The organism is Curvibacter sp. GW821-FHT01G03 (assembly GCF_059422285.1).
Genome location: NZ_JBWKWP010000022.1, coordinates 1 through 18970 on the forward strand (window position 1 = coordinate 1; position 18970 = coordinate 18970).

General features: G+C 68.0%; 20 protein-coding genes. 15 read left to right on the forward strand and 5 right to left on the reverse strand.

Annotation, left to right across the window (positions count from 1 at the left end; genetic code table 11):
* Positions 1-327: 327 nt before the first annotated feature.
* From AC07VS_RS24820 to AC07VS_RS24830, 3 genes are all read left to right on the forward strand, one after another.
* Positions 328-1236, forward strand: coding sequence for a phosphoribosylaminoimidazolesuccinocarboxamide synthase (locus AC07VS_RS24820; protein WP_494655726.1), 909 nt, complete (start codon positions 328-330; stop codon positions 1234-1236).
* Between the two features lie 117 nt (positions 1237-1353).
* A complete protein-coding gene (locus AC07VS_RS24825; protein ID WP_492349930.1) occupies positions 1354-1935 on the forward strand; it encodes a DJ-1/PfpI family protein in 582 nt (193 codons plus the stop codon).
* Positions 1936-2016: 81 nt separating this feature from the next.
* Positions 2017-2391, forward strand: coding sequence for a ribbon-helix-helix domain-containing protein (locus AC07VS_RS24830; RefSeq protein ID WP_492349931.1), 375 nt, complete (start codon positions 2017-2019; stop codon positions 2389-2391).
* A gap of 387 nt (positions 2392-2778) precedes the next feature.
* Here the strand turns inward: AC07VS_RS24830 and trxA are convergent, their stop codons facing one another.
* Positions 2779-3738, reverse strand: a complete 960-nt coding sequence (trxA, locus tag AC07VS_RS24835) for a thioredoxin (protein ID WP_492349932.1) — start codon at positions 3736-3738, stop codon at positions 2779-2781.
* Positions 3739-3844: 106 nt separating this feature from the next.
* Here trxA and purE point away from each other — a divergent pair, with 106 nt between their 5' ends.
* From purE to AC07VS_RS24855, 4 genes are read left to right on the forward strand one after another with little or no spacing between them, the layout of a single operon-like run.
* On the forward strand, positions 3845-4345 hold the full coding sequence (gene purE / locus AC07VS_RS24840; protein WP_492349933.1) for a 5-(carboxyamino)imidazole ribonucleotide mutase: 501 nt from the start codon (positions 3845-3847) through the stop codon (positions 4343-4345).
* Positions 4342-5541, forward strand: coding sequence for a 5-(carboxyamino)imidazole ribonucleotide synthase (locus AC07VS_RS24845; RefSeq protein ID WP_492349934.1), 1200 nt, complete (start codon positions 4342-4344; stop codon positions 5539-5541). The genes purE and AC07VS_RS24845 overlap by 4 nt, the downstream gene beginning before the upstream one ends.
* A gap of 19 nt (positions 5542-5560) precedes the next feature.
* A complete protein-coding gene (locus AC07VS_RS24850) occupies positions 5561-6550 on the forward strand; it encodes an L-threonylcarbamoyladenylate synthase (RefSeq protein ID WP_492349935.1) in 990 nt (329 codons plus the stop codon).
* Between the two features lie 43 nt (positions 6551-6593).
* The gene (locus AC07VS_RS24855) at positions 6594-7535 is read left to right on the forward strand and encodes an SGNH/GDSL hydrolase family protein (RefSeq protein WP_494655724.1); all 942 of its coding nucleotides are present in this window, start codon (positions 6594-6596) and stop codon (positions 7533-7535) included.
* A gap of 167 nt (positions 7536-7702) precedes the next feature.
* Here the strand turns inward: AC07VS_RS24855 and AC07VS_RS24860 are convergent, their stop codons facing one another.
* The 4 genes from AC07VS_RS24860 to dacB all read right to left on the reverse strand — a co-directional run bounded on the left by AC07VS_RS24860 (position 7703) and on the right by dacB (position 11939).
* Positions 7703-8410, reverse strand: coding sequence for an OmpW/AlkL family protein (locus AC07VS_RS24860; RefSeq protein ID WP_494752313.1), 708 nt, complete (start codon positions 8408-8410; stop codon positions 7703-7705).
* 27 nt (positions 8411-8437) lie between these two features.
* On the reverse strand, positions 8438-10054 hold the full coding sequence (locus AC07VS_RS24865; protein WP_494752314.1) for an alpha/beta hydrolase family protein: 1617 nt from the start codon (positions 10052-10054) through the stop codon (positions 8438-8440).
* A gap of 138 nt (positions 10055-10192) precedes the next feature.
* Complete coding sequence (locus tag AC07VS_RS24870) at positions 10193-10456, reverse strand: SemiSWEET transporter (protein ID WP_492349939.1); 264 nt, start codon at positions 10454-10456, stop codon at positions 10193-10195.
* A 13-nt stretch (positions 10457-10469) separates the two neighbouring features.
* Positions 10470-11939, reverse strand: coding sequence for a D-alanyl-D-alanine carboxypeptidase/D-alanyl-D-alanine endopeptidase (gene dacB / locus AC07VS_RS24875; RefSeq protein ID WP_492349940.1), 1470 nt, complete (start codon positions 11937-11939; stop codon positions 10470-10472).
* Positions 11940-12031: 92 nt separating this feature from the next.
* Here dacB and AC07VS_RS24880 point away from each other — a divergent pair, with 92 nt between their 5' ends.
* The 8 genes from AC07VS_RS24880 (at position 12032) to AC07VS_RS24915 (ending at position 18962) form a co-directional block, all read left to right on the forward strand.
* On the forward strand, positions 12032-13024 hold the full coding sequence (locus AC07VS_RS24880) for a DMT family transporter (protein WP_492349941.1): 993 nt from the start codon (positions 12032-12034) through the stop codon (positions 13022-13024).
* 15 nt (positions 13025-13039) lie between these two features.
* On the forward strand, positions 13040-13729 hold the full coding sequence (gene tsaB / locus AC07VS_RS24885; RefSeq protein ID WP_492349942.1) for a tRNA (adenosine(37)-N6)-threonylcarbamoyltransferase complex dimerization subunit type 1 TsaB: 690 nt from the start codon (positions 13040-13042) through the stop codon (positions 13727-13729).
* An 8-nt stretch (positions 13730-13737) separates the two neighbouring features.
* On the forward strand, positions 13738-14190 hold the full coding sequence (rimI, locus tag AC07VS_RS24890; protein WP_492349943.1) for a ribosomal protein S18-alanine N-acetyltransferase: 453 nt from the start codon (positions 13738-13740) through the stop codon (positions 14188-14190).
* Positions 14187-14984, forward strand: a complete 798-nt coding sequence (locus tag AC07VS_RS24895; RefSeq protein WP_494752315.1) for a uracil-DNA glycosylase family protein — start codon at positions 14187-14189, stop codon at positions 14982-14984. Before rimI ends, AC07VS_RS24895 begins: the two co-directional genes overlap by 4 nt.
* 82 nt (positions 14985-15066) lie before the next feature.
* The gene (gene pyrF / locus AC07VS_RS24900; protein ID WP_492349945.1) at positions 15067-15891 is read left to right on the forward strand and encodes an orotidine-5'-phosphate decarboxylase; all 825 of its coding nucleotides are present in this window, start codon (positions 15067-15069) and stop codon (positions 15889-15891) included.
* 40 nt (positions 15892-15931) lie between these two features.
* Positions 15932-16828: a LysR family transcriptional regulator gene (locus tag AC07VS_RS24905; protein ID WP_494752316.1), complete on the forward strand. Its 897-nt coding sequence runs from the start codon at positions 15932-15934 to the stop codon at positions 16826-16828.
* A gap of 165 nt (positions 16829-16993) precedes the next feature.
* Positions 16994-17983 carry a Bug family tripartite tricarboxylate transporter substrate binding protein gene (locus tag AC07VS_RS24910; protein ID WP_492349947.1) on the forward strand — a complete coding sequence of 330 codons (990 nt, stop codon included), beginning with the start codon at positions 16994-16996 and terminating at the stop codon, positions 17981-17983.
* Positions 17984-17987: 4 nt separating this feature from the next.
* On the forward strand, positions 17988-18962 hold the full coding sequence (locus AC07VS_RS24915; protein ID WP_494752317.1) for a M14 family metallopeptidase: 975 nt from the start codon (positions 17988-17990) through the stop codon (positions 18960-18962).
* Positions 18963-18970: the final 8 nt, after the last annotated feature.

Below are 18970 nucleotides of genomic sequence, written 5' to 3' on the forward strand. Positions count from 1 at the left end.
TCGCCTTCGGGCGGCCGGGCGGCGGGCTGTACTGCCCCCACGCTCCCTCACTTCGTGTTTGCCCCAGGGGGCCGCAGGCCGCCTTCGGGCGGCCCGGCGCCGGCCTGTTCACTTCGTCGCAGGGCTGCTGAAAGAAGACAGGGGCTCGAAGGCCCCTGCGGGGCCTTTTTTCATGGCCTGGCCTTGCCTCTGGCGTCATCTGCCGGGCCGCCTCATGGCGTGGCCGGTCGACTCTTGCGATAATCACGCCGAATAGCGCGGGCCCGTTGACTGTTCAGCGGGCTTTTTCATTTCTGGGTTTCCGCCGTTTTCTCTGAAGTCAAAACCATGTCCACCGCCTTGCACACCTCTGCCCTCCATTCCCTCTCCCTGCTGGCCCGTGGCAAGGTGCGCGACAACTATGCCGTGGGCACCGACCGCATTCTGATGGTGGCCAGCGACCGGCTCTCTGCCTTTGACGTCATCATGGGCGAGCCCATCCCCGGCAAGGGCGAACTGCTGACCCAGATGGCGCTGTTCTGGTTCGACAAGCTGGGCCACCTGTGCCCCAACCACCTGACTGGCGACGCCCCCGAGAGCGTGGTGGCCGCTGACGAAGTGGCCCAGGTCGCGGGCCGTTCGATGCTCGTCAAGCGCCTCAAGCCCATTCCGGTCGAGGCCGTGGTGCGCGGCTACCTGGCTGGCAGCGGCTGGAAGGAGTACCAGGAAAGCCGCTCGGTCTGTGGCGTGCCCCTGCCCGAAGGCCTGAAGAACGCCTCGCGCCTGCCCGAGCCCATCTACACGCCTGCGGCCAAAGCCGAGATGGGCGAGCACGACGAGAACATCACCTTCGAGCGCACGGTCGAGATGATCGGCCTGGACCTGGCTACCCGCATCCGCGACATCAGCATCGCCATCTACAAGGCCGCAGCCGAGATCGCGCTGACCAAGGGCATGATCATTGCCGACACCAAGTTCGAATTCGGCCTGGACACCGACGGCACGCTGGTGCTGATGGACGAGGTGCTCACCCCCGACAGCTCGCGCTACTGGCCGGTGGAAGGCTATGACGCCGCTTTTGCGGCCGGCGAAAACCCGCCCAGCTACGACAAGCAGTTCGTGCGCGACTGGCTCGAAGCCGTCCGTGTCAATGGCGCTCCTTGGAACAAGACCGCACCTGCACCTCGTTTGCCGCGTGAAGTGATCGAGAAGACGGCCGCCAAGTACCGCGAAGCCCTGGACCGCCTCACCGCCTGATCCAGCGCAGGGGTGGCAGGACCTGCGACCCCGATGTGCTTTGTAGTAACCCGATAACACCCGCACGTCGCGGGCAGCCAGAACAATCAAGTCGCCTCAAACCCAAAGGAGACTGACATGGCTGGCAAGAAGATTTTGATGATCTGCGGGGATTACTGCGAAGACTACGAAGTGATGGTGCCTTTCCAGGCGCTGCTGGCGGTGGGCCACACCGTGCATGCGGTGTGCCCCGACAAGAAGGCGGGTGACGCCATCAAGACGGCCATCCATGATTTCGAAGGCGCCCAGACCTACAGCGAAAAGCCCGGGCACAACTTTGTGCTCAACGCCACCTTCGCCGAGGTGCGCCCCGACCAGTACGACGCCCTGGTCGTGCCCGGCGGCCGCGGCCCCGAGTACCTGCGCACCTACCCTGCCGTGGTGGCGGCGGTGCGTCATTTCTTTGACGCCGACAAGCCCGTGGCCGCCATCTGCCATGGCGCTCAGTTGCTGGCGGGCGCCGGCGTGCTGAAAGACCGCACCTGCTCCGCCTACCCGGCCTGTCGCGCCGAGGTTGAACTGGCTGGGGGCCGCTACGCCGACATCGCCGTCGACAAGGCCCACACCGACGGCAAGCTCGTCTCCGCCCCCGCCTGGCCGGCCCATCCGGACTGGATCGCCCAGTTCTTGCACGTGCTGGGCACCCGTATTACCCACTGAGGCCCGAGAAAAGGCCGTCATGTGACTTGACGGCCCGCCCGGCCGGCCGCGAAGATGCGAGCCTGCCCAGGAGACAACCCCATGTGCCAGGTGTTCATCAGCGCCGACCCGCGCCTGTACGATAACCGCGCCCGCTCCGTGCGCCTGCACGGCGTGGCGACCAGCATCCGGCTGGAAAACCTGTTCTGGCAGGTGCTCGAAGAAATCGCCGCACGCGACGGCATGAGCGTGCCCCAACTGTGCGCCAGGCTTCACGACGAACTGCAGGCCGAACGCGGCAGCGTCGAAAACTTTGCGTCCTTCCTGCGCGTCTGCTGCGGCCGCTACATGGCCCTGCAACTCAGCGGCGGCATCCCCCAGGACACCAGCATCCCCATCCGCAGCCTCAACCCGGAGCGGGTGCTCGCGACAGAACACCACCGCCCTACCCCTCACCCGACTCGGCACGCGGCTTGACGACCACCAGGCGGCCCGTGGCCGCCTCGGGGGGGGACGCAGTGAGCGAGCGCAGGGGCCTTCAGGCCTCTGTCTTCATCCAGCAGGCCTGCAACGACGTGAACAGGCCGGCGCCGGGCCGCCCCAAGGCGGCCTGCGGCCCCCTCGGGGGGCTGAGCCCTGCGGCTCCAGGCCTGCCTGCGCAGGGCTGGACAGGGCGAAGAGCGTGCGCGTCTCGCGGCCGCACGTGGGAGTGACACGAAGTGCACGAGCGTGGGGGCAGTCAGGCCCCGGTATTCATTCAGCAGGCCAGCAACGAAGAGGTCAGGCCGGCGCCGGGCCGCCCCAAGGCGGCCTGCGGCCCCCCCGGGGGGCAGCGACCACACGAAGTGAGGGAGCGTGGGGGCCTCAGTTCAACGCCATGCTCAGCCTGCGCCGGTACTTTGACACCAGCTCGGCCTGTGGGTCCAGCTCGGCCACCGACTTGCCGGCCAGTTCGATGCCGCCCGCGCTCTTGCCGGCGGCCTCTGCGGCGTTGGCCTTGGGCTTGGGCGGGGTCAGCAATTCCAGGATGGCCACAAAGGTCTTGCGCGCCGCTTCCTGGTTCCAGGTCTTGTCGCGCATGATGATTTCCAGCAACTCATCCATGGCGCCGGTCCAGTCGCCCAGCGCGATCAGCATGCGGCTCTTGGCAAAGCGGGTCTCGAAGTCGCGCTTGTTCTCGGCGATGCGGGCATCGAAATCGGTCAGTGCCCACTGGCCGCGTTCATCGGTGCTCACGAATGCCAGGGCTTCCATCCAGTGCAGCAGGGCCTCAAAACGCAGCGGCTTGGGGATGCGGCTCAGCGGCTCGGTCAGCAGGGCACGGGCCTCCTCGAAGCCACCCTCGGCGATCAGCAGTCGGGCGTAGTCGAAGCGCGCATCGTCATTGCCCGGGTCGGCGGCCACGGCGTCGGCCAGCTTCGCCATGGCCGCTTCGGTGTCGCCGGACTCCAGCAGGGCCTCAGCCTCTTCGGTCTCGCTTTCGGCCAGCAGCGCTTCTTCGGAAGGCACATGCTTGTCCAGAAAGGCCCGCAATTCTGCAGGGGGAATCGCCCCCATGAAGCCATCCACCGGCTTGCCACCCATCAGCAAAATGCAGGTGGGCAGGCTTCGGATGCCGAAAGCCCCCGCCAGCTGCTGTTCCTCATCGGCGTTGATCTTGACCAGTTTGAAGCGGCCTGCGTAGTCTTCCTCGAGCTTTTCCAGCAGTGGACCCAGTTGTTTGCAGGGGCCGCACCAGTCGGCCCAGAAGTCCACCAGCACGGGTGTGCTCATCGAAGCGGCAATGACTTCGGTTTCAAAGTTTTGGATCGTGACGTCAATCATTTCGTAGCCTTCTGGGCCTAAAAGTAAAATTCAGGGTTGCAACCCGGTGTCCCCGGCTGTGGCGGGCCCAAACGGACCTGCTGGCCCGCACCGAACCTTACAGCCTATGACAAGCAGCAGCATTCAAATCGGCGTGGTCATGGGTTCCAGCAGTGACTGGGACACCATGCAGCATGCAGTCCAGATTCTCCAGCAATTCGGCATCGCCCACGAAGCCCGGGTGGTTTCGGCGCACCGGATGCCGGACGACATGTTCGCCTACGCCGAAGCCGCCGTCGGCCGGGGCCTGAAAGCGATCATCGCCGGGGCCGGGGGCGCCGCCCACCTGCCCGGCATGATTGCCGCCAAGACCACGGTGCCCGTGCTGGGCGTGCCAGTGGCCAGCCGCCACCTGCAGGGCGTGGATTCGCTGCACAGCATCGTGCAGATGCCCAAGGGCATCCCGGTGGCCACCTTTGCCATCGGTGCGGCAGGTGCCGCCAATGCCGCCTTGTTTGCGGTGGCCCTGCTGGCGGGTGAAGACCCGGCGCTGCGCCAGCGCCTGGAGGCCTTCCGTGCCGAACAAACCGAAGTGGCCCGCGCCATGACACTGCCGCCCGCAGCATGACGACGATGACGAACACACCACGCCAACCCCTCTTGCCGGCTTCCCAGGGCGAAACCACCCTGGGCGTGCTCGGCGGCGGCCAACTGGGTCGCATGTTTGTGCACGCGGCCCAGCAGATGGGGTATTTCACCGCCGTGCTCGACCCGGACCCGACCAGCCCGGCCGGCCGTGTCAGCCACCACCACATCCAGACCGATTACCTCGATCCCCAGGGACTGGCCGAACTGAGCCGCTTGTGCAGCGCGGTGACCACCGAGTTCGAAAACGTGCCGGCGCAGGCGCTGGCCACTCTGGCCGAACAGCGGCCGGTGGCGCCCGCCGCCTCGGCCGTCTCCATCGCCCAGGACCGGGCCCGCGAGAAGGCCCACTTCGTGAGTTGTGGCGTGCCCTGTGCGCCCTATGCCGTGATCGAGACTGAAGCCCAGCTGGCCGCGCTGGACGAAGCCGCGCTGCTGCCCGGCATCCTCAAGACCGCCCGCATGGGGTACGACGGCAAAGGCCAGGTGCGGGTCAAGACCCGCGCCGAGCTGGCGGCCGCCTGGCAAGACCTGAAGCAGGTGCCCTGCGTGCTCGAAAAAATGCTGCCCCTGGCGGTCGAGTGCTCGGTCATCGTGGCGCGTGACGCGACCGGCCAGCAAGTCAACTTTCCGGTGCAGCGCAACCTGCACCGCGACGGCATCCTGGCCGTCACCGAGGTGTTCGAGGGCAATGTGAGCGCCGAGGTGGCGGCACAGGCCGTGGCGGCCGCCCGTTCGGTAGCGCAAGGGCTGGACTACGTGGGCGTGCTGTGCGTCGAGTTCTTTGTGCTGCAGGACGGTTCGCTGGTGGTCAATGAGATCGCCCCCCGCCCGCACAACAGTGGCCACTACACCATCGATGCCTGCGACCTGTCGCAGTTCGACCTGCAGGTGCGTGCCATGGTCGGCCTGCCCCTGGTGCAGCCGCGCCTGCACAGCCCCACCATCATGCTCAACCTGCTCGGCGATTTGTGGTTCGAGCCCGGCAGCGATCAGCAACGCACCCCGGCCTGGGACCGCATCCTGGCCTTGCCCGGTGCGCACCTGCATCTGTACGGCAAGCTCGATGCCAAGCGGGGCCGCAAGATGGGGCACCTGAACTTCACCGGCCCCAGCCCCGACGCGGTGCGCACGCAGGCCTTGCAGGCCGCAGCCATCCTCGGCATGGCGCCTTTTTGAGCTGGCCGGAGTCCGACACATGATTCTTGATGGGCAAGACCCCGCCGCGGTGCTGAGTGCCGCCCAGGCGTTGGCGCGCGGCGAACTGGTGGGCCTGCCCACCGAGACGGTTTACGGCCTGGCGGCCGATGCCGGCAGTGACCCGGCTGTGGCGCGTATTTTTTCGGCCAAGGGGCGGCCCAGTGACCACCCCCTGATCGTGCATGTGGCCGGGGTGGAGGGCGTGAGCGCCTTTGCCCGCGAGGTGCCTGCGTTCGCCCAGCGCTTGATCCAGGCCTTCTGGCCCGGCCCCTTGACGCTGATCCTGCCGCGCCGCCCGGAAGCCGGCTCTGCTGCGGCGGCTGGCCAGGACTCGGTGGGCCTGCGCTGCCCCTCGCACCCCGTGGCCCATGCGCTGCTCCAGGCCTGCGAAGCCCTGGGCGTGCACGGGCTGGCGGCGCCCAGCGCCAATTTGTTTGGCCGGGTCAGCCCCACCACGGCGGCTCACGTGCAGGGCGAGTTCGGCGATGATTTGCTGGTGCTTGAGGGGGGCGCCTGCGAGGTGGGCATCGAGTCCACCATCGTCGATTGCACCCGGGGCGCCCCGGTGCTGTTGCGCCCCGGCGGTGTCACGCGTGAGCAGATCGAGGCCGCCTGCGGCCAGCCCCTGCGCACGCGTGAGGAGCTGGCCAGCCCCGATCCGCGGGCCTCGGGCACCCTGGAGGCCCACTACGCCCCCCAGGCCAAGGTGCGCCTGATGACGGCCCAGGCCCTGCAGACCGCCCTGGATGTGCTGGGGCCTCAGGCCAGTGCGGTGGCGGTCTATGCCCGCAGCCCTTTGCGCACCCCTGCGCCGGGCGTGCTGCTGCGGCGCATGCCCGAGCAGGCCGAAGACGCCGCCCGCGAGCTGTTTGCAGCCCTGCGTGGCTTTGACCAGGCTGGCGTGAAACTGATCTGGATCGAAACCCCGCCCGCGACCCCGGCCTGGGAAGGGGTGCTCGATCGCTTGCAACGCGCTGCCGCAGCGTGATACTGGCCCTCGTTAAACTACCGGCTATCTTTTGGAGATTTCAATGACTGGAAAATGGTTGCGCCGCGCTGTGTTGCTGGCGGCTTGTGCATCGGCCGCCGTGCTCTCGGCCTGCGGCTCCAGCACCATCGAGTCGGCCCTGGCGCCCTCGCGTTTCATCGCTTTCGGCGATGGCCTCAGTGATCTGGGGCAATCCGGCTCACGCTACACCGTCAACGACGGCACGGTCAATGTCTGGACGCAGCAGGTGGCCACCAGCTATGGCGGCACCCTGGTCACCCAGGCCTCAGGCGGCACCAGCTATGCCCGGGGTCATGCCCGCATTGTGGGCACGCCCGACGATGTCAGTGGCAGCACGCTGACCGTTTCGCAGCAGGTCGACAAGTTCCTTGCCGCAGACAAGTTTGGCGCCAACGATGTGGTGCTGCTCAATGGTGGCCTGAGCGATCTGCTGGTCAGCTACAACGCCAACAGCAGCAATTCGGCCAGCTTCGCGGCCGCCATGACCCAGGCCGGCACGGACATGGGCACCCAGGTGCGCCGCCTGGTCACGGCGGGTGCCAAGTACGTGGTGGTGTCGGGCCTGTACGACGTCAGCAAGTCGCCCTGGGGCGTGGGCACCGGCCAGGCCAGCATGATCAGCAACGGGGTGCTCAAGTACAACAGCGCCCTGCTGCTGTCGATCAACGACCTGGGCGCCAACGTGCTCTACATCGACGCGGCCTACTACTACAACCTGGTGATTTCGTCGCCCAGCAGCTACAGCCTGACCGATTCGACCAACATCGCCTGCACTTCGACCGACAGCGGCGCGGGCATCGGCATTGGCAGCGGCCAGGTCAACTCCAGCCTGTGCACCACCAGCACCCTGGCCAGTGGCATCGATTACACCAAGTACACCTTTGCCGACAAGCTGTATTTCACGCCCGCTGCGCAGGTGCTGTATGGCACCTACGCCTACGGTCGCATGAAGGCGCGCTGGTAAGCCGGCGCAGGCACACGGTACGCGGCTTTGGCCGCGGTGCCGGCACCGACAACCAAGGGGGCTCAAGCCCCCTTTTTTCATGGTCGCTCCGCTCAAGGCGCGGTGCCACTCAAAGCCCCATGAAAAAGGCCCCGCATGCGGGGCCTTCAGCGCGTGGGCGTTTTGCCTCAGAACCGGTAACCGGCCGTCATCGTGAGCACCACGGGATGGAAGGTGATGTCCATCACCCGGGCCGAGCCGGCGGTGGTGGCGGTCAGGGTGGTCTTGACGCGGGCGGTGGCCAGCGAGCCATGCAACGACCACTTGTCGTTGATGCGGTATTCCAGGCCCACCTGGGCCGCCAGCCCCCAGGAGTCGCTGAGCTGGATGTCGGTGGGGCCGCCATTGAGCGAGTTGCCGATGTTGGTGGAACTGCGCTTGTCGAACTTGGTGTAGTTGACCCCCACGCCGACAAAGGGGCGAAGCGCGCTGCTGCTGTCGCCAAAGCTGTAGTTCAGGAACACCGTGGGCGCAAATTGCCTGATCTTGGCAATGGTCTGCCCTTGATAGGCCGACACGATGTAGCCCGGCACGATGGCCGGGTTCAGCTTGGCAGCGACGTCGTGGGTGGGCGGAACGCCCATGGCCAGTTCCACCTCCAGCCGGTCATCCAGCTTGCGGGCATAAGAGAAGAACAGCGTGCTCTGGTCTTTCACCGTCAGGCTCACGCCCGAGTTCGGTTGCAGCAGAAAGGGGCCTGTGGCGTCGCTGGCCGATGAGTTGGGTTGCACCTGGGTGTAACCCACACGGAAGATGTTGTCCTGGGCCCAGGCCGTTGTGCCACCCAGCAAGAGGGGGGCGAGGGCCAGGGCGAGAGGGTTCAGCCGGAATGTCATGTTTGTCTCCTGCGTCGTGGGTGGGGCTCAAAGGCCGGCGGCCAGCACCTGCTGGAAGAAGCCGCGCGCGGCGACCGTGCAGAACGGCGGCACCAGGCTGCCGTGGTAGGCCTGCACCACGGCGCTGGCGCCCCCGTCGGTGGCCCCTGCGGACACGGCCGCAGCGGCGGTCGAGGCCTTCAACGTGGCAAAGCCGACCTTGGCTGCCGCGAACGGGTCGCTGGCACTGGTCACGGCCGAGTCCACGTCGAGCACATTGAGCAGGCCGGTGCCCATGGCCATGGGCGAGGGGGCGCTCCACAGCTTGGCCATCAACTGGGTGTTGACGCTGTAGAACACGGTGGGATCCGCATTGCCGCCACACATCAGTACCGGGCGTGTGGGCGTCCAGTTGCGCAGGTCATTGGCCTTGAACGCCTGACGCATGGTGTTGGTCGGCGCACTGGCGGGCAGGCCGGTCGTGGTGGCGGGCACGGCCCCATCGGGGTTGGCCATCGCGTCCAGCAGGAAGGCCAGGCGTGCGTTGTTGGTCACCAGCGGGTTGCTGCCGAAGCCCAGTGCGAACAGCGGTGCCAGAGCGGCCGGGGTGGTCGGCGGCGTGATCGCGTTCAAGGTGGCCTGCAGTGCGGCCGGCGAGCCTGCGGGTGCGGTGGGTGGCGTGCTGCTGAACAGGGCCGTTTGTGGCAGTTTGCCTTGAGTCAACAGCGTGCTGAGCGAACTGGTCGATGGCAGCAAAGACTCAATGCCGGTGGCGAAGTTGCTGCTGTAGATGTCGGTCGTGCTGTTGTAAAGGTTGCCGTAGGCCTTCTGGTAGCTGGTGCTCAGCATCGGGGTGAAGATGGTCGAACCCAGGTTCACGTTGCCGTAATACACCGCGTCCACCAGCGCAGCCAGGGCGTAGGGGCCCGACAGTGGGGCCGAGGCCGTCACGCTCTTGCCCAGGGCCTGCAGCGCCCGGTGCGTGGCCATGGCCACGTGGCCACCCTGCGAGTAGCCGGTGATGAACAGCTTGCCCGAATCGGTGCCGCCGACATTGGGCAGCGCCGTGCGAGCCGCGGTCAGGGCGTCGATCATGTCCTTGGACTCTTGATCAGCGTTCAGGTAGGGGTGGTAGGTGAGCTTGGAGGCATCGTAGCCGGCGTAGTTGGGCGCCACCACGATGAAGCCTTGCGCCGCAAAGGCGGCGGCCACCAGGGCGCTCTCGCCATAGGCGTCGTTGCTCGAATCCAGGATGTTGGCGATGTTGTAGGCCTTGGCGGTGGTGGTGCCGTGGGCATACAGCACGATGGGGCGGGCGCCGCTGCAGGCGGGGTCGGTGCCCGTGGGCACCATCAGGGCGCCAGTGCCGTTGGTTGCTTCACCTGCACCGCCCACGGTGCCGTACTGGATGTAATGGAAGTTGACCCCGCATTTCGGCGTGCCGGCCACGGCCAGCAGGCCTTTGCCCGTGGCGCTGGCGCTGAGCTGGGTCTGGAAGTCGCTGGCGCTCAGCCCGGTGACGCGCAGAGGCGGGTTGTATTGCAGCGAGCCGCGGCTGCCACTGTTGTCGGTGGTGGTGCTGCCTCCGGTGTCAGAACCGCCCCCGCCGCACCCTGCCAGCAAGAGGGCCGCAACAATGGGCGCGAGGCCGATGAAATGGCGCATGGATGTCTCCTGTTAAAAATAGAACGACCGTTCGTTTTTGCGTCGCTCCATCGTAACGCTGGCGATACCTGGGTCGTCAGCGGGAAACTACCAAGGCCATTTTGGCCACTGTCAAGGCCTTCAGGCGGGTCAGGTGGGTCAGTCGGCCTGCCGGTAGCGCAGCTTCATGACCAGGATGCTGGCGGCCAGGCTCAGGGTGACTGCGTTGGCCGCCACGATGGGCCAGGCCCCCAGCGCCAGGCCGTACAGAAGCCACAGCGCCACGCCCACGGTGAACACGCTGTACATGCCCAGCGAAATGCCCCGCACGTCCCGGGTCTTGAAGGTCAGCCAGGCCTGGGGCACAAAGCTGCAGGTAGTCAGGCAGGCGGCCAGGTAGCCGGTCAGGTCGGTGAGAGACATGGGGTGGGGCGGTTCAGGGCTGGTTCTGATCCCGTGCGGTCCAGGCGATCAAGGCCTCGATCACCGGGCGCAGGGCGTTGGCATTGGGGTGGTTGGCCATGGCCACCAAGGTGTAGCGCCGGCCGCTGGCGCCATGCACCACACCGGCCACGGCGGTGACGTCGCGCAGGCTGCCGGTCTTCAGGTGGGCCGCGCCCTGCACGGCAGCGTTGTCCTTGCCCATGCGACGCAGCGTGCCGTCCACACCGCTGAGCGGCAGGGATGACAGCAGCTCGGGCATGGTGCCGCCGGCCCAGGTCGCCTGCAGCAGCCGCGTCAGGGCCTGGGCACTCACGCGGGTGTCCCGGCTCAGGCCTGAGCCGTTGTCCAGGCTGGGCAGATCGGCTTCACCGAAGCGCCGCCGCCACCACTGGCCGAGCACCTCGCGCGAGCCTGATGGTGTGCCCACCCCTTTTTGCTGCAGGCTCAGCGTCAGGAACAGCTGCTGCGCCATCACGTTGTTGCTGTACTTGTTGATGTCTCGGATCACCTCGGCGAGAGGGGGTGAGCCCAGGCTGAAGATGGGTTGCAGGCCGGCCGGCACCAGCCCGTCGCGCACCTGGCCCCCCAGGCGGCCCCCCATGTCCTTCCACAGGCCTTCCAGGGCACGGGCGTTGTAGCTGGCCGGTTCGGCATAGGCCAGGGGCCAGCTGCGTTCGCCGCAACTGGCCGGGTAACCGCCGACAAAGCTCAGGCGGTTCGGGTCGGCCAGCTGGGCCTTGAGCTGGCTGCGCCAGTCACCGCATTCGCCAGCCAGCAGCGGCACGGTGGGGCTGAATTGCACACCGGCCAACGGCGGGTCCAACTGCACCCGGGCCAGGCCCGCAGCCGGGTCGGGCACCCAGGTCAGCACCAGCGAGCGGAAGTTGATCAGCAGCGCGTCGGCGGCTGCGTTGTAGGGTTTCAGGGGTTCGCCATCAAAGTCGGCCGGGTTGGCTGCAGGCAGCTCGAAAGCGCTGTGGTCCAGCACGATGTCGCCATTGATCTGGCGGATGCCCAGGCCCTGCACCCGCCGCAGCAGCAGCCACAGGCGCTCCAGCACCAGCTTGGGGTCGCCCTGGCCCTTGATGATCAGGTTGCCTTGCAGCGTGCCCTCTCGCACCGTGCCGTCGAGGTACACCGGGGTTTGCCAGCTGAAGGCGGGCCCCAGCAGCTCCAGGGCCGCCTCGGTCGTGATCAGCTTGGTCACCGAGGCGGGGTTCATGGGCGTGCCCGGGTTCAGCGCCAGGCGGGGCGGGCGCTGCCCCTGCACCTCGCTGACCAGCAGGGCCACCGAATCGCGTGGCAGGCGCGAGCGCTGCAGCGCGGCCTCGATCTCGGGGGGCAGGGGGGGCGCGGCAGAGGCCGCCAGCGCGGTGACCAGCAGCAGGCCTCCGGTCAGCAGGGTGCGCAGGCGAGAAAGGGCTCGGACAGGGGCTGGGTAAGAAGAGGTTGACAGCGTCATCAAACGGCTTTGTTTCATCGCAGGGGGATCAGTCTGGCCCCGGATCTTGACATGGCACCGTCAGCCCCGAGGCATTTCGGGATAATCCTCCCATGCGTTTTTCTCCCCGTGCGGTGGGCCTGGCGTCCGCCGTCGTCACGGTCCTGATCTGGACCGCCTTCATCGTGATCGCCCGAGCCTCGGCCCAGCGCACCCTCAGTCCCTTTGACATTGCCTTTTTGCGCATCGTCGGGGCTTCGTCCGTGCTGATGCCCTGGGCGCTGTGGCGCGCGCGCCGCGAGCGGCGCAGCCCGGCGGGCTTCAGTGGTTCGCTGGGCGGGTTGTCGCCACTGCCCTTGCGGCCCACGCTGGTGCTGGGCCTGTTCGGTGGCCTGGCCTATGCCGTGCTGGCCTACAGCGGGTTCTTTTTTGCCCCGGCCGCCCACGGCTCGGTCCTGATGCCCGGCAGCCTGCCGCTGTGGGCTTCGCTGCTCAGCATCTGGCTGCTGGGCGATCGTTTGCCGGCGGTGCGGGTGTTCGGCCTGGGCCTGATCCTGCTGGGCGACCTGTTGGTGGGGGGCGCCAGCCTGTTGGGCGCCTTGTCGGGCCAGGGCACGGTCTGGAAGGGCGATCTGCTGTTCATGGCGGCCAGCAGCTGCTGGGCCACCTACAGCGTGCTGGTGCGCCGCACCGGGGCCGACGCGGTACGGGCCACGATGGCCGTCACCGCGCTGGCGCTGCTGAGCTTTGTGCCTGTCTTTCTGTTGCTGACGCAGTCGGGCCTGCTGCCCAGTCGCCTGGGGGCAGCGCCCTGGGGGGAAATCGTCTTTCAACTGCTGTTCCAGGGACTGGGCTCGGTGGTGATTTCGGGCATCACCTTCACGCGCATGATCCAATACTTCGGCCCGGTGCGATCGACCATGATCACGGCGCTGGTTCCGGGCCTGTCGGCGTTGGGCGCTGTCTGGCTGCTGGGCGAGCCCATGCACTGGAACCTGATGCTCGGCCTGGCCCTGGTCACGGCAGGCATTGCGGCGGGGGTTCTGCCCTCGCGTCCGGCCGGGCTGTTTTCTCTTTTTTCCAAGCCGGCCAAAAGCCTGCATTGATGGCGGTCCCTGAATATGAATTTTCTTGCTTTTGACACCAGCACCGAACGCCTCTCGCTGGCTGTGGGGCGGGGCGGGGCCGTGTGGCAGCAAGAGGGCGCCGGCGGCGCCCAGTCTTCGGCCACCTTGATCCCGGCCTTGCTGGCGCTGCTGGCCCAGGCCGGCCTCACGCTGCATCAACTCGATGCCATCGTGTTCGGCAGTGGCCCGGGCTCGTTCACCGGCCTGCGCACCGCCTGCTCGGTGGCTCAGGGGCTGGCCTTCGGGGCTGGCCTGCCGGTGCTGCCTGTCAGCACGCTGTTGGCCGTGGCCGAAGAGGCGCGCCACCAGCACGGCTGCACCCGGGTGGTGGCCGCTTTGGACGCTCGCATGAACGAGGTCTACAGCGCGCCTTGCGAATGGCTGGACGGCCAGTGGCAGGTGCCCGCCGATTTCTCCCTGGGCGCGCCCGAAAGCGTGGTGGTGCCCCCGGACTGGACCTTGGCCGGCAGTGCCGCCGCGGCCTATCCTGGGCGGCTGGCTGGCGCCCCGGGCCTGGCGCTGTTGCCCACCGCCACCGCCTTGCTGCGCCTGGCACCGGCACTGTGGCAGGCGGGTCGGGCGGTGCCCGCCGAACAGGCCCTGCCCTTGTACATCCGCGACAAGGTGGCCCAGACCACCGCCGAACGCGAGGCCGACAAGGCGGCCCGCCAGTCGCAATCCTGAGGTGCACCATGTCCGTGAGCGAAGCCCGATTCGAGACCATGACCGAGGCCTGGATGGACGCCGTGCTGGCCATCGAGCAACAGGCCTACACCCACCCCTGGAGCCGGGGCAATTTTCTGGATTCGATCCGCTCGGGCTACCAGGCCCAGGTGCTGGTGGGCGAGGACCGCCTGATCGGCTACTTTGTGGCCATGAAAGGTGTGGATGAGGTGCACCTGCTCAACATCACCGTGGCCCCGGCATTTCAGCGTCAGGGTTGGTCGCGGGTGATGCTCGATGCCCTGGCCACCTGGTCGCGCGGGCAGGGCGCCCAGTGGCTGTGGCTGGAGGTGCGGGTGTCCAATGCCCGGGCCTACTCGGTGTACCTGGCCCATGGCTACCAGCGGGTGGGCGTGCGCAAGGCCTACTATCCAGCCTTTGAAGGGCGTGAAGACGCGATTGTGATGAGCCTGAAACTATGAGCCTGAACCTCGACCCGCGCCAGCGCGCCATGCTGGACGAGATGCACATCCCCTTCTGGTGGCCCGAGGCCCCGGTAGAGGGGGCGTCGGGGGTGGGGGCGCCGTCCCAGGCTGTCGTCCTGGCCCCGGCTCAGACCCCGGTTCAGCCCCCGATTCCGCCCTCGGTCCGGGCGGCTGCGGTGATGCCCCAGCGGAGCAGTGCGCCTGCCGCCGCCCCGGCCGTCCCTGTCGCCCCTGTCGCCCCGGCCCGCCCTGCGAGCCCTGCCACCTCCCAGGCGCCAGTGGCCCGCCCCGCCGCCCCTGCCCCGGGGCGCGTGCTGGCCGGCGCCGCCAGCGCCTGGCGCCTGCTGCCTGCACAGGCCCTGTATGCCAGCCCGGCCACCCCGGGCGGCTGGCTGGTGGTCACCGAGGCCATCTGGCCGGGCGACGACCCCCTGGCCGAAGACGGGGGGCCGGCCGCCCGCCTGCTCGACAACATGCTGCGCGCCATGGGCCTGCACAAGACGCCCCAGGTGTGGGCGGCCGGCCTGGCCCGGCGGGCTGCCGACGAGGGCGCCGAACCCCTGGCCTGGGCCGACCTGCTGCAGGCCCGGCAGCCGCATCGGGTGCTGTTGATGGGCCGCACCGCGGCGCGTGAAGCCCTGGGCACCGATGAGCCGCTGGGTCGGTTGCGCGGGCGCGTGCACGATCTGCACGGGGTGCCGGCGGTGGTCACCTACGATGCGCCCTACCTGCTGCGGGCCCAGGCCGACAAGGCGCGGGCCTGGGCCGATCTGTGTCTGGCCCTGGGTTGAACGCCCCCTGCTGGCACCTTTTGCCAGGCCCAACCTGCCCGTTGATCGCGCTGCGGGCGGGCACCTCTTTAAAATGGCGCTCATGACCTTCCTCGACATGCTCCGCAACGCCGAGCAACAAAACGGCTCCATGCTCTGCGTGGGCCTGGACCCTGAGCCCGCCCGCTTCCCGGCCCAGCTCAAGGGTGATGCCAACAAGATCTACGACTTCTGCGCCCGCATCGTCGATGCCACGGCCGATCTGTCGATCGCCTTCAAGCCTCAGATCGCCTACTTTGCCGCGCACCGGGCCGAGGGCCAGCTGGAGCGCCTGATGGAGCACATGCGCCGAGTCGCGCCCCACGTGCCCATCATCCTGGACGCCAAGCGCGGCGACATCGGCTCGACCGCCGAGCAGTACGCCAAAGAAGCCTTCGACCGCTACGGCGCCGATGCGGTCACGCTGTCGCCGTTCATGGGCTTTGATTCGGTGCAACCCTATCTCAAGTACGAAGGCAAGGGCGCCTTCCTGCTGTGCCGCACCTCCAACCCAGGCGGCGACGATCTGCAGAACCAGCGCTTGGCTTCGGTCGAAGGCCAGCCCCTGCTGTACGAACATGTGGCACGCCTGGCCCAGGGCCCCTGGAACCTGAATGGGCAGCTGGGCCTGGTGGTAGGCGCCACCTACCCCGCCGAGATCGAACGCGTGCGGGCCCTGGCGCCCACGCTGCCGCTGTTGATCCCGGGCGTGGGGGCCCAGGGGGGAGACGCGGTGGCCACGGTGCGAGCCGGCTGGAAACCCGGTGCCCCCATCGTCGTCAACTCGTCGCGCGCCATCCTTTACGCCTCGTCGGGTGACGATTTTCAGGAGGCGGCCCGTCGCGAGGCCCTGCGCACTCGCGACCTGTTGCAAGCCGCCCGCGGCTGAGCCCCGGCCCGGCGCCTTTCCCCCATCCGCCATCATCGCCATGCAGGTCAAGTGGCTCGAAGACCTGGTGGTGCTGGCGCAGACGCGCAGCTTCACCCGCGCCGCCGAGCTGCGCCATGTCACCCATCCGGCCTTTGGGCGCCGCATCCGGGCCCTGGAGGAATGGGCCGGCACCCCGCTGGTGCAGCGCGGCCCCGGCCCGGTGACGCTCACGGCCGCCGGCGACAGCCTGCTGCAGGACGCCCGCCACCTGTTGCAGGGCCTGGGTCAGGCCCATGACGCCCTGCGGGGTGCGGCCGGGCGCGAACAGCAGACCCTGAGCCTGGCCACCGGCCGCACCCTGGCACGCACCCTGGTGGCTGATTGGCTGTGCCAGTTGCAGCCCGAGCTGGGCCAGGCCGAGGTGCTGATCCGCACACGGGCCCTGGCCGACACCACCCGCCTGCTGGAGCGCGGCGAGGTGGATTTCATGCTCACCTACCACCACCCGCTGCTGGCCCTGCAGATCCCGGCACGGCAATACAGCCACCTGACCCTGGCCCGCGACGAACTGGTGCCGGTCAGCCAATGCGATGCAGGTGGGACACCGCTGCATGCCTTGGCACCCGGGGCGGCCGCCGCCTACCTGGCCTATGCCGACAGCCTGGCCCTGGGCCGTCTGGTGCAGGACCACCTGGCGCATCACCCCCAGGCCCCGGCCCTGCGCCGGGTCATTGAGTGCGACTCGGCCGATGCCTTGCTGGAGTACGCGCTCAAGGGCCTGGGCGTGGCCTGGCTCCCGGTCTCTCTGGCGGCCGGGGCGCTGCACGAAGGCCGTCTGTGCCGGGTGGGTGATCCGCGCCTGGCCGTCCGCTTCGAGGTGCGGCTCTACCGCCCCAAGCGGCGTCTGTCGGCCCTGGCCGAGCAGGTCTGGCATCGCAGCGAGAGCCTGCTCTGAGGCCGGATGCTGAAAATGGCACCACCCGGTGCTGTTTTGGCACCAAGCCTGGGTCTGTAGGCCGGACAATCGGCTGGCTGCAGGCGATCGGGGGGTTGTGCCCGATGGCTGCAGCTCTGATCACTGCCCCTTTTCTGCCACGTTTTGTCTTGTCCGGAGCCTGTCATGAACACTCAACCTCCCTTGTCTCAGCGCCGTCGTGCGCTCTGGCCACTGCTGGGCGCTCTGAGCGTCCTGCCGCTGCTGGCCCAGGCCGAGGGCTATCCTGACAAGCCTGTCACGCTGGTCGTGGGCTACCCGGCGGGTGGCAGCACCGATCTGATGGCCCGCACCATCGGCCCTGAGCTGTCGCGCCGCCTGGGCACCCCGGTGGTGATCGAAAACCTGGGTGGCGCCGGGGGCGCCATTGGCGCCCAGAAGGTGGCGAGCGCGCCGGCCGATGGCTACACCCTGCTGGTGGGGGCCAACAACGAGATCGCCATCAAACGCCTGGTGGCCCCGGCCTCGGTCAAGTACGAGCTGCGCGACTTCACCCCCCTGGGCTTGATCGCTTCGCAGCCCATGGTGCTGGTGGCCTCGCCGCGCACCGGCGTCAAGACCGTGGCCGACTTCATGAAGCAGGTCAAGGCCAACCCGGGCAAGTTCACCTACGGCAGCTCGGGTGTGGGCACGGCGCTGCACCTGGCTGGCGAGATGATCAAGGACCAGGGCGGGCTGTTCATGACCCACATCCCCTACCGCGGCGTGGCTCCGTTGACCACCGACTTGCTGGGTAGCAATGTGGATTACGGTGTGTTCGTGCTGTCCAGCGGCCTGCCCCTGATCAAGAGCGGCAAGCTGGTGGCCCTGGGGACCACCGAGCGCAAGCGCTCGCCCGCCACCCCCGATGTGCCTGCCGTGGCCGAGACGCCGGCCCTGAAGAACATCGACATCAGCTCCTGGTTTGCCTTGTTGGGGCCGGCCCGCCTGCCCGAGCCGGTGACGGCCCGCCTGAAGAAGGCGCTGGCCGAGACGCTGCAGGCCCCCGACGTGCGCAAGAAGCTCGAAGAGACGGGCTCCACCGTGGCCAACCCGCAGCTCGACCTGGCCCGCTTCATGGTCGAAGAAAGCGCCAAGTACAAGCACATTGTTGAATTTGCCCGCATCGAGGAGTGACCCCGTGACCGCATCCCCTGAATTTGCGCTGCCCTGTCCCGATCTGGGCCCCTGGCGCGCTGGCAACACCGGTGTCGAAGGTGTGTGGCAGTTCGACGGCGCCGAGCCCGGGCGCCACGTGATGATCAGTGCCCTGGTGCACGGCAACGAGCTGTGCGGTGCCTGGGCTTTGCTGGGCCTGCTGCAGGCGGGGCTGCGGCCCCAGCGCGGTCGGCTCACCCTGGCCTTCTGCAATCTGGCCGCGTTCGACCGTTTCGACCCCTTGAACCATGACGCCTCGCGCTTTGTCGACGAAGACCTGAACCGTCAATGGGTGGTCGAACGCATCGAAGCCGGTGGCAGCCAGGAGCGCCGGCGCGCGGCCCAGTTGCGCCCCTTCGTCGAGCAGGCCGACTGGCTGCTGGACCTGCACTCCATGCACGAGCGGGGTCAACCCCTGCTGCTGACCGGTGTGCAGCCGCGCAATCGGGTGCTGGCCCGGGCCCTGGGCGCGCCCGAGCACATCGTGGTCGACGCCGGGCACAAGGATGGCGTGCGCATGCGCGACTTCGGCCGCTTCGGCCGGATTGACGAGCTGGCCGACAACGGAACCCATTCGCTGCTCATCGAGTGTGGCTTCCATGGCGATCTGTCCAGCCGCAGCGTGGCCCAGGACGCCTGCCTGCGCTTTCTGCGTGAGTCCGGCGCCGTCGATGAGGCGGTGTTGCTGGCGGCCCTGCCGGGCTGGTTGCAGGCGCCTGCACCGCGCCAATGGGCCCTGGAAGTCACGGGCCCGGTGGTGGCCCGCAGCCCGGCTTTCCGCTTTGTCGAACCCTTCCAGGGCCTGGAGGTGATCGAGCAAGCCGGCACCGTGATCGGCTGGAACGACGGCGAGCCCGTCACCACCCCCTACGACGATTGCGTGCTGGTGATGCCCTCGGTGCGCCAGGCCCGCGCCGGCGTCACCGTGGTGCGCTTCGCGCGCCGCAGCCCCTTGTGAGGCGGTGA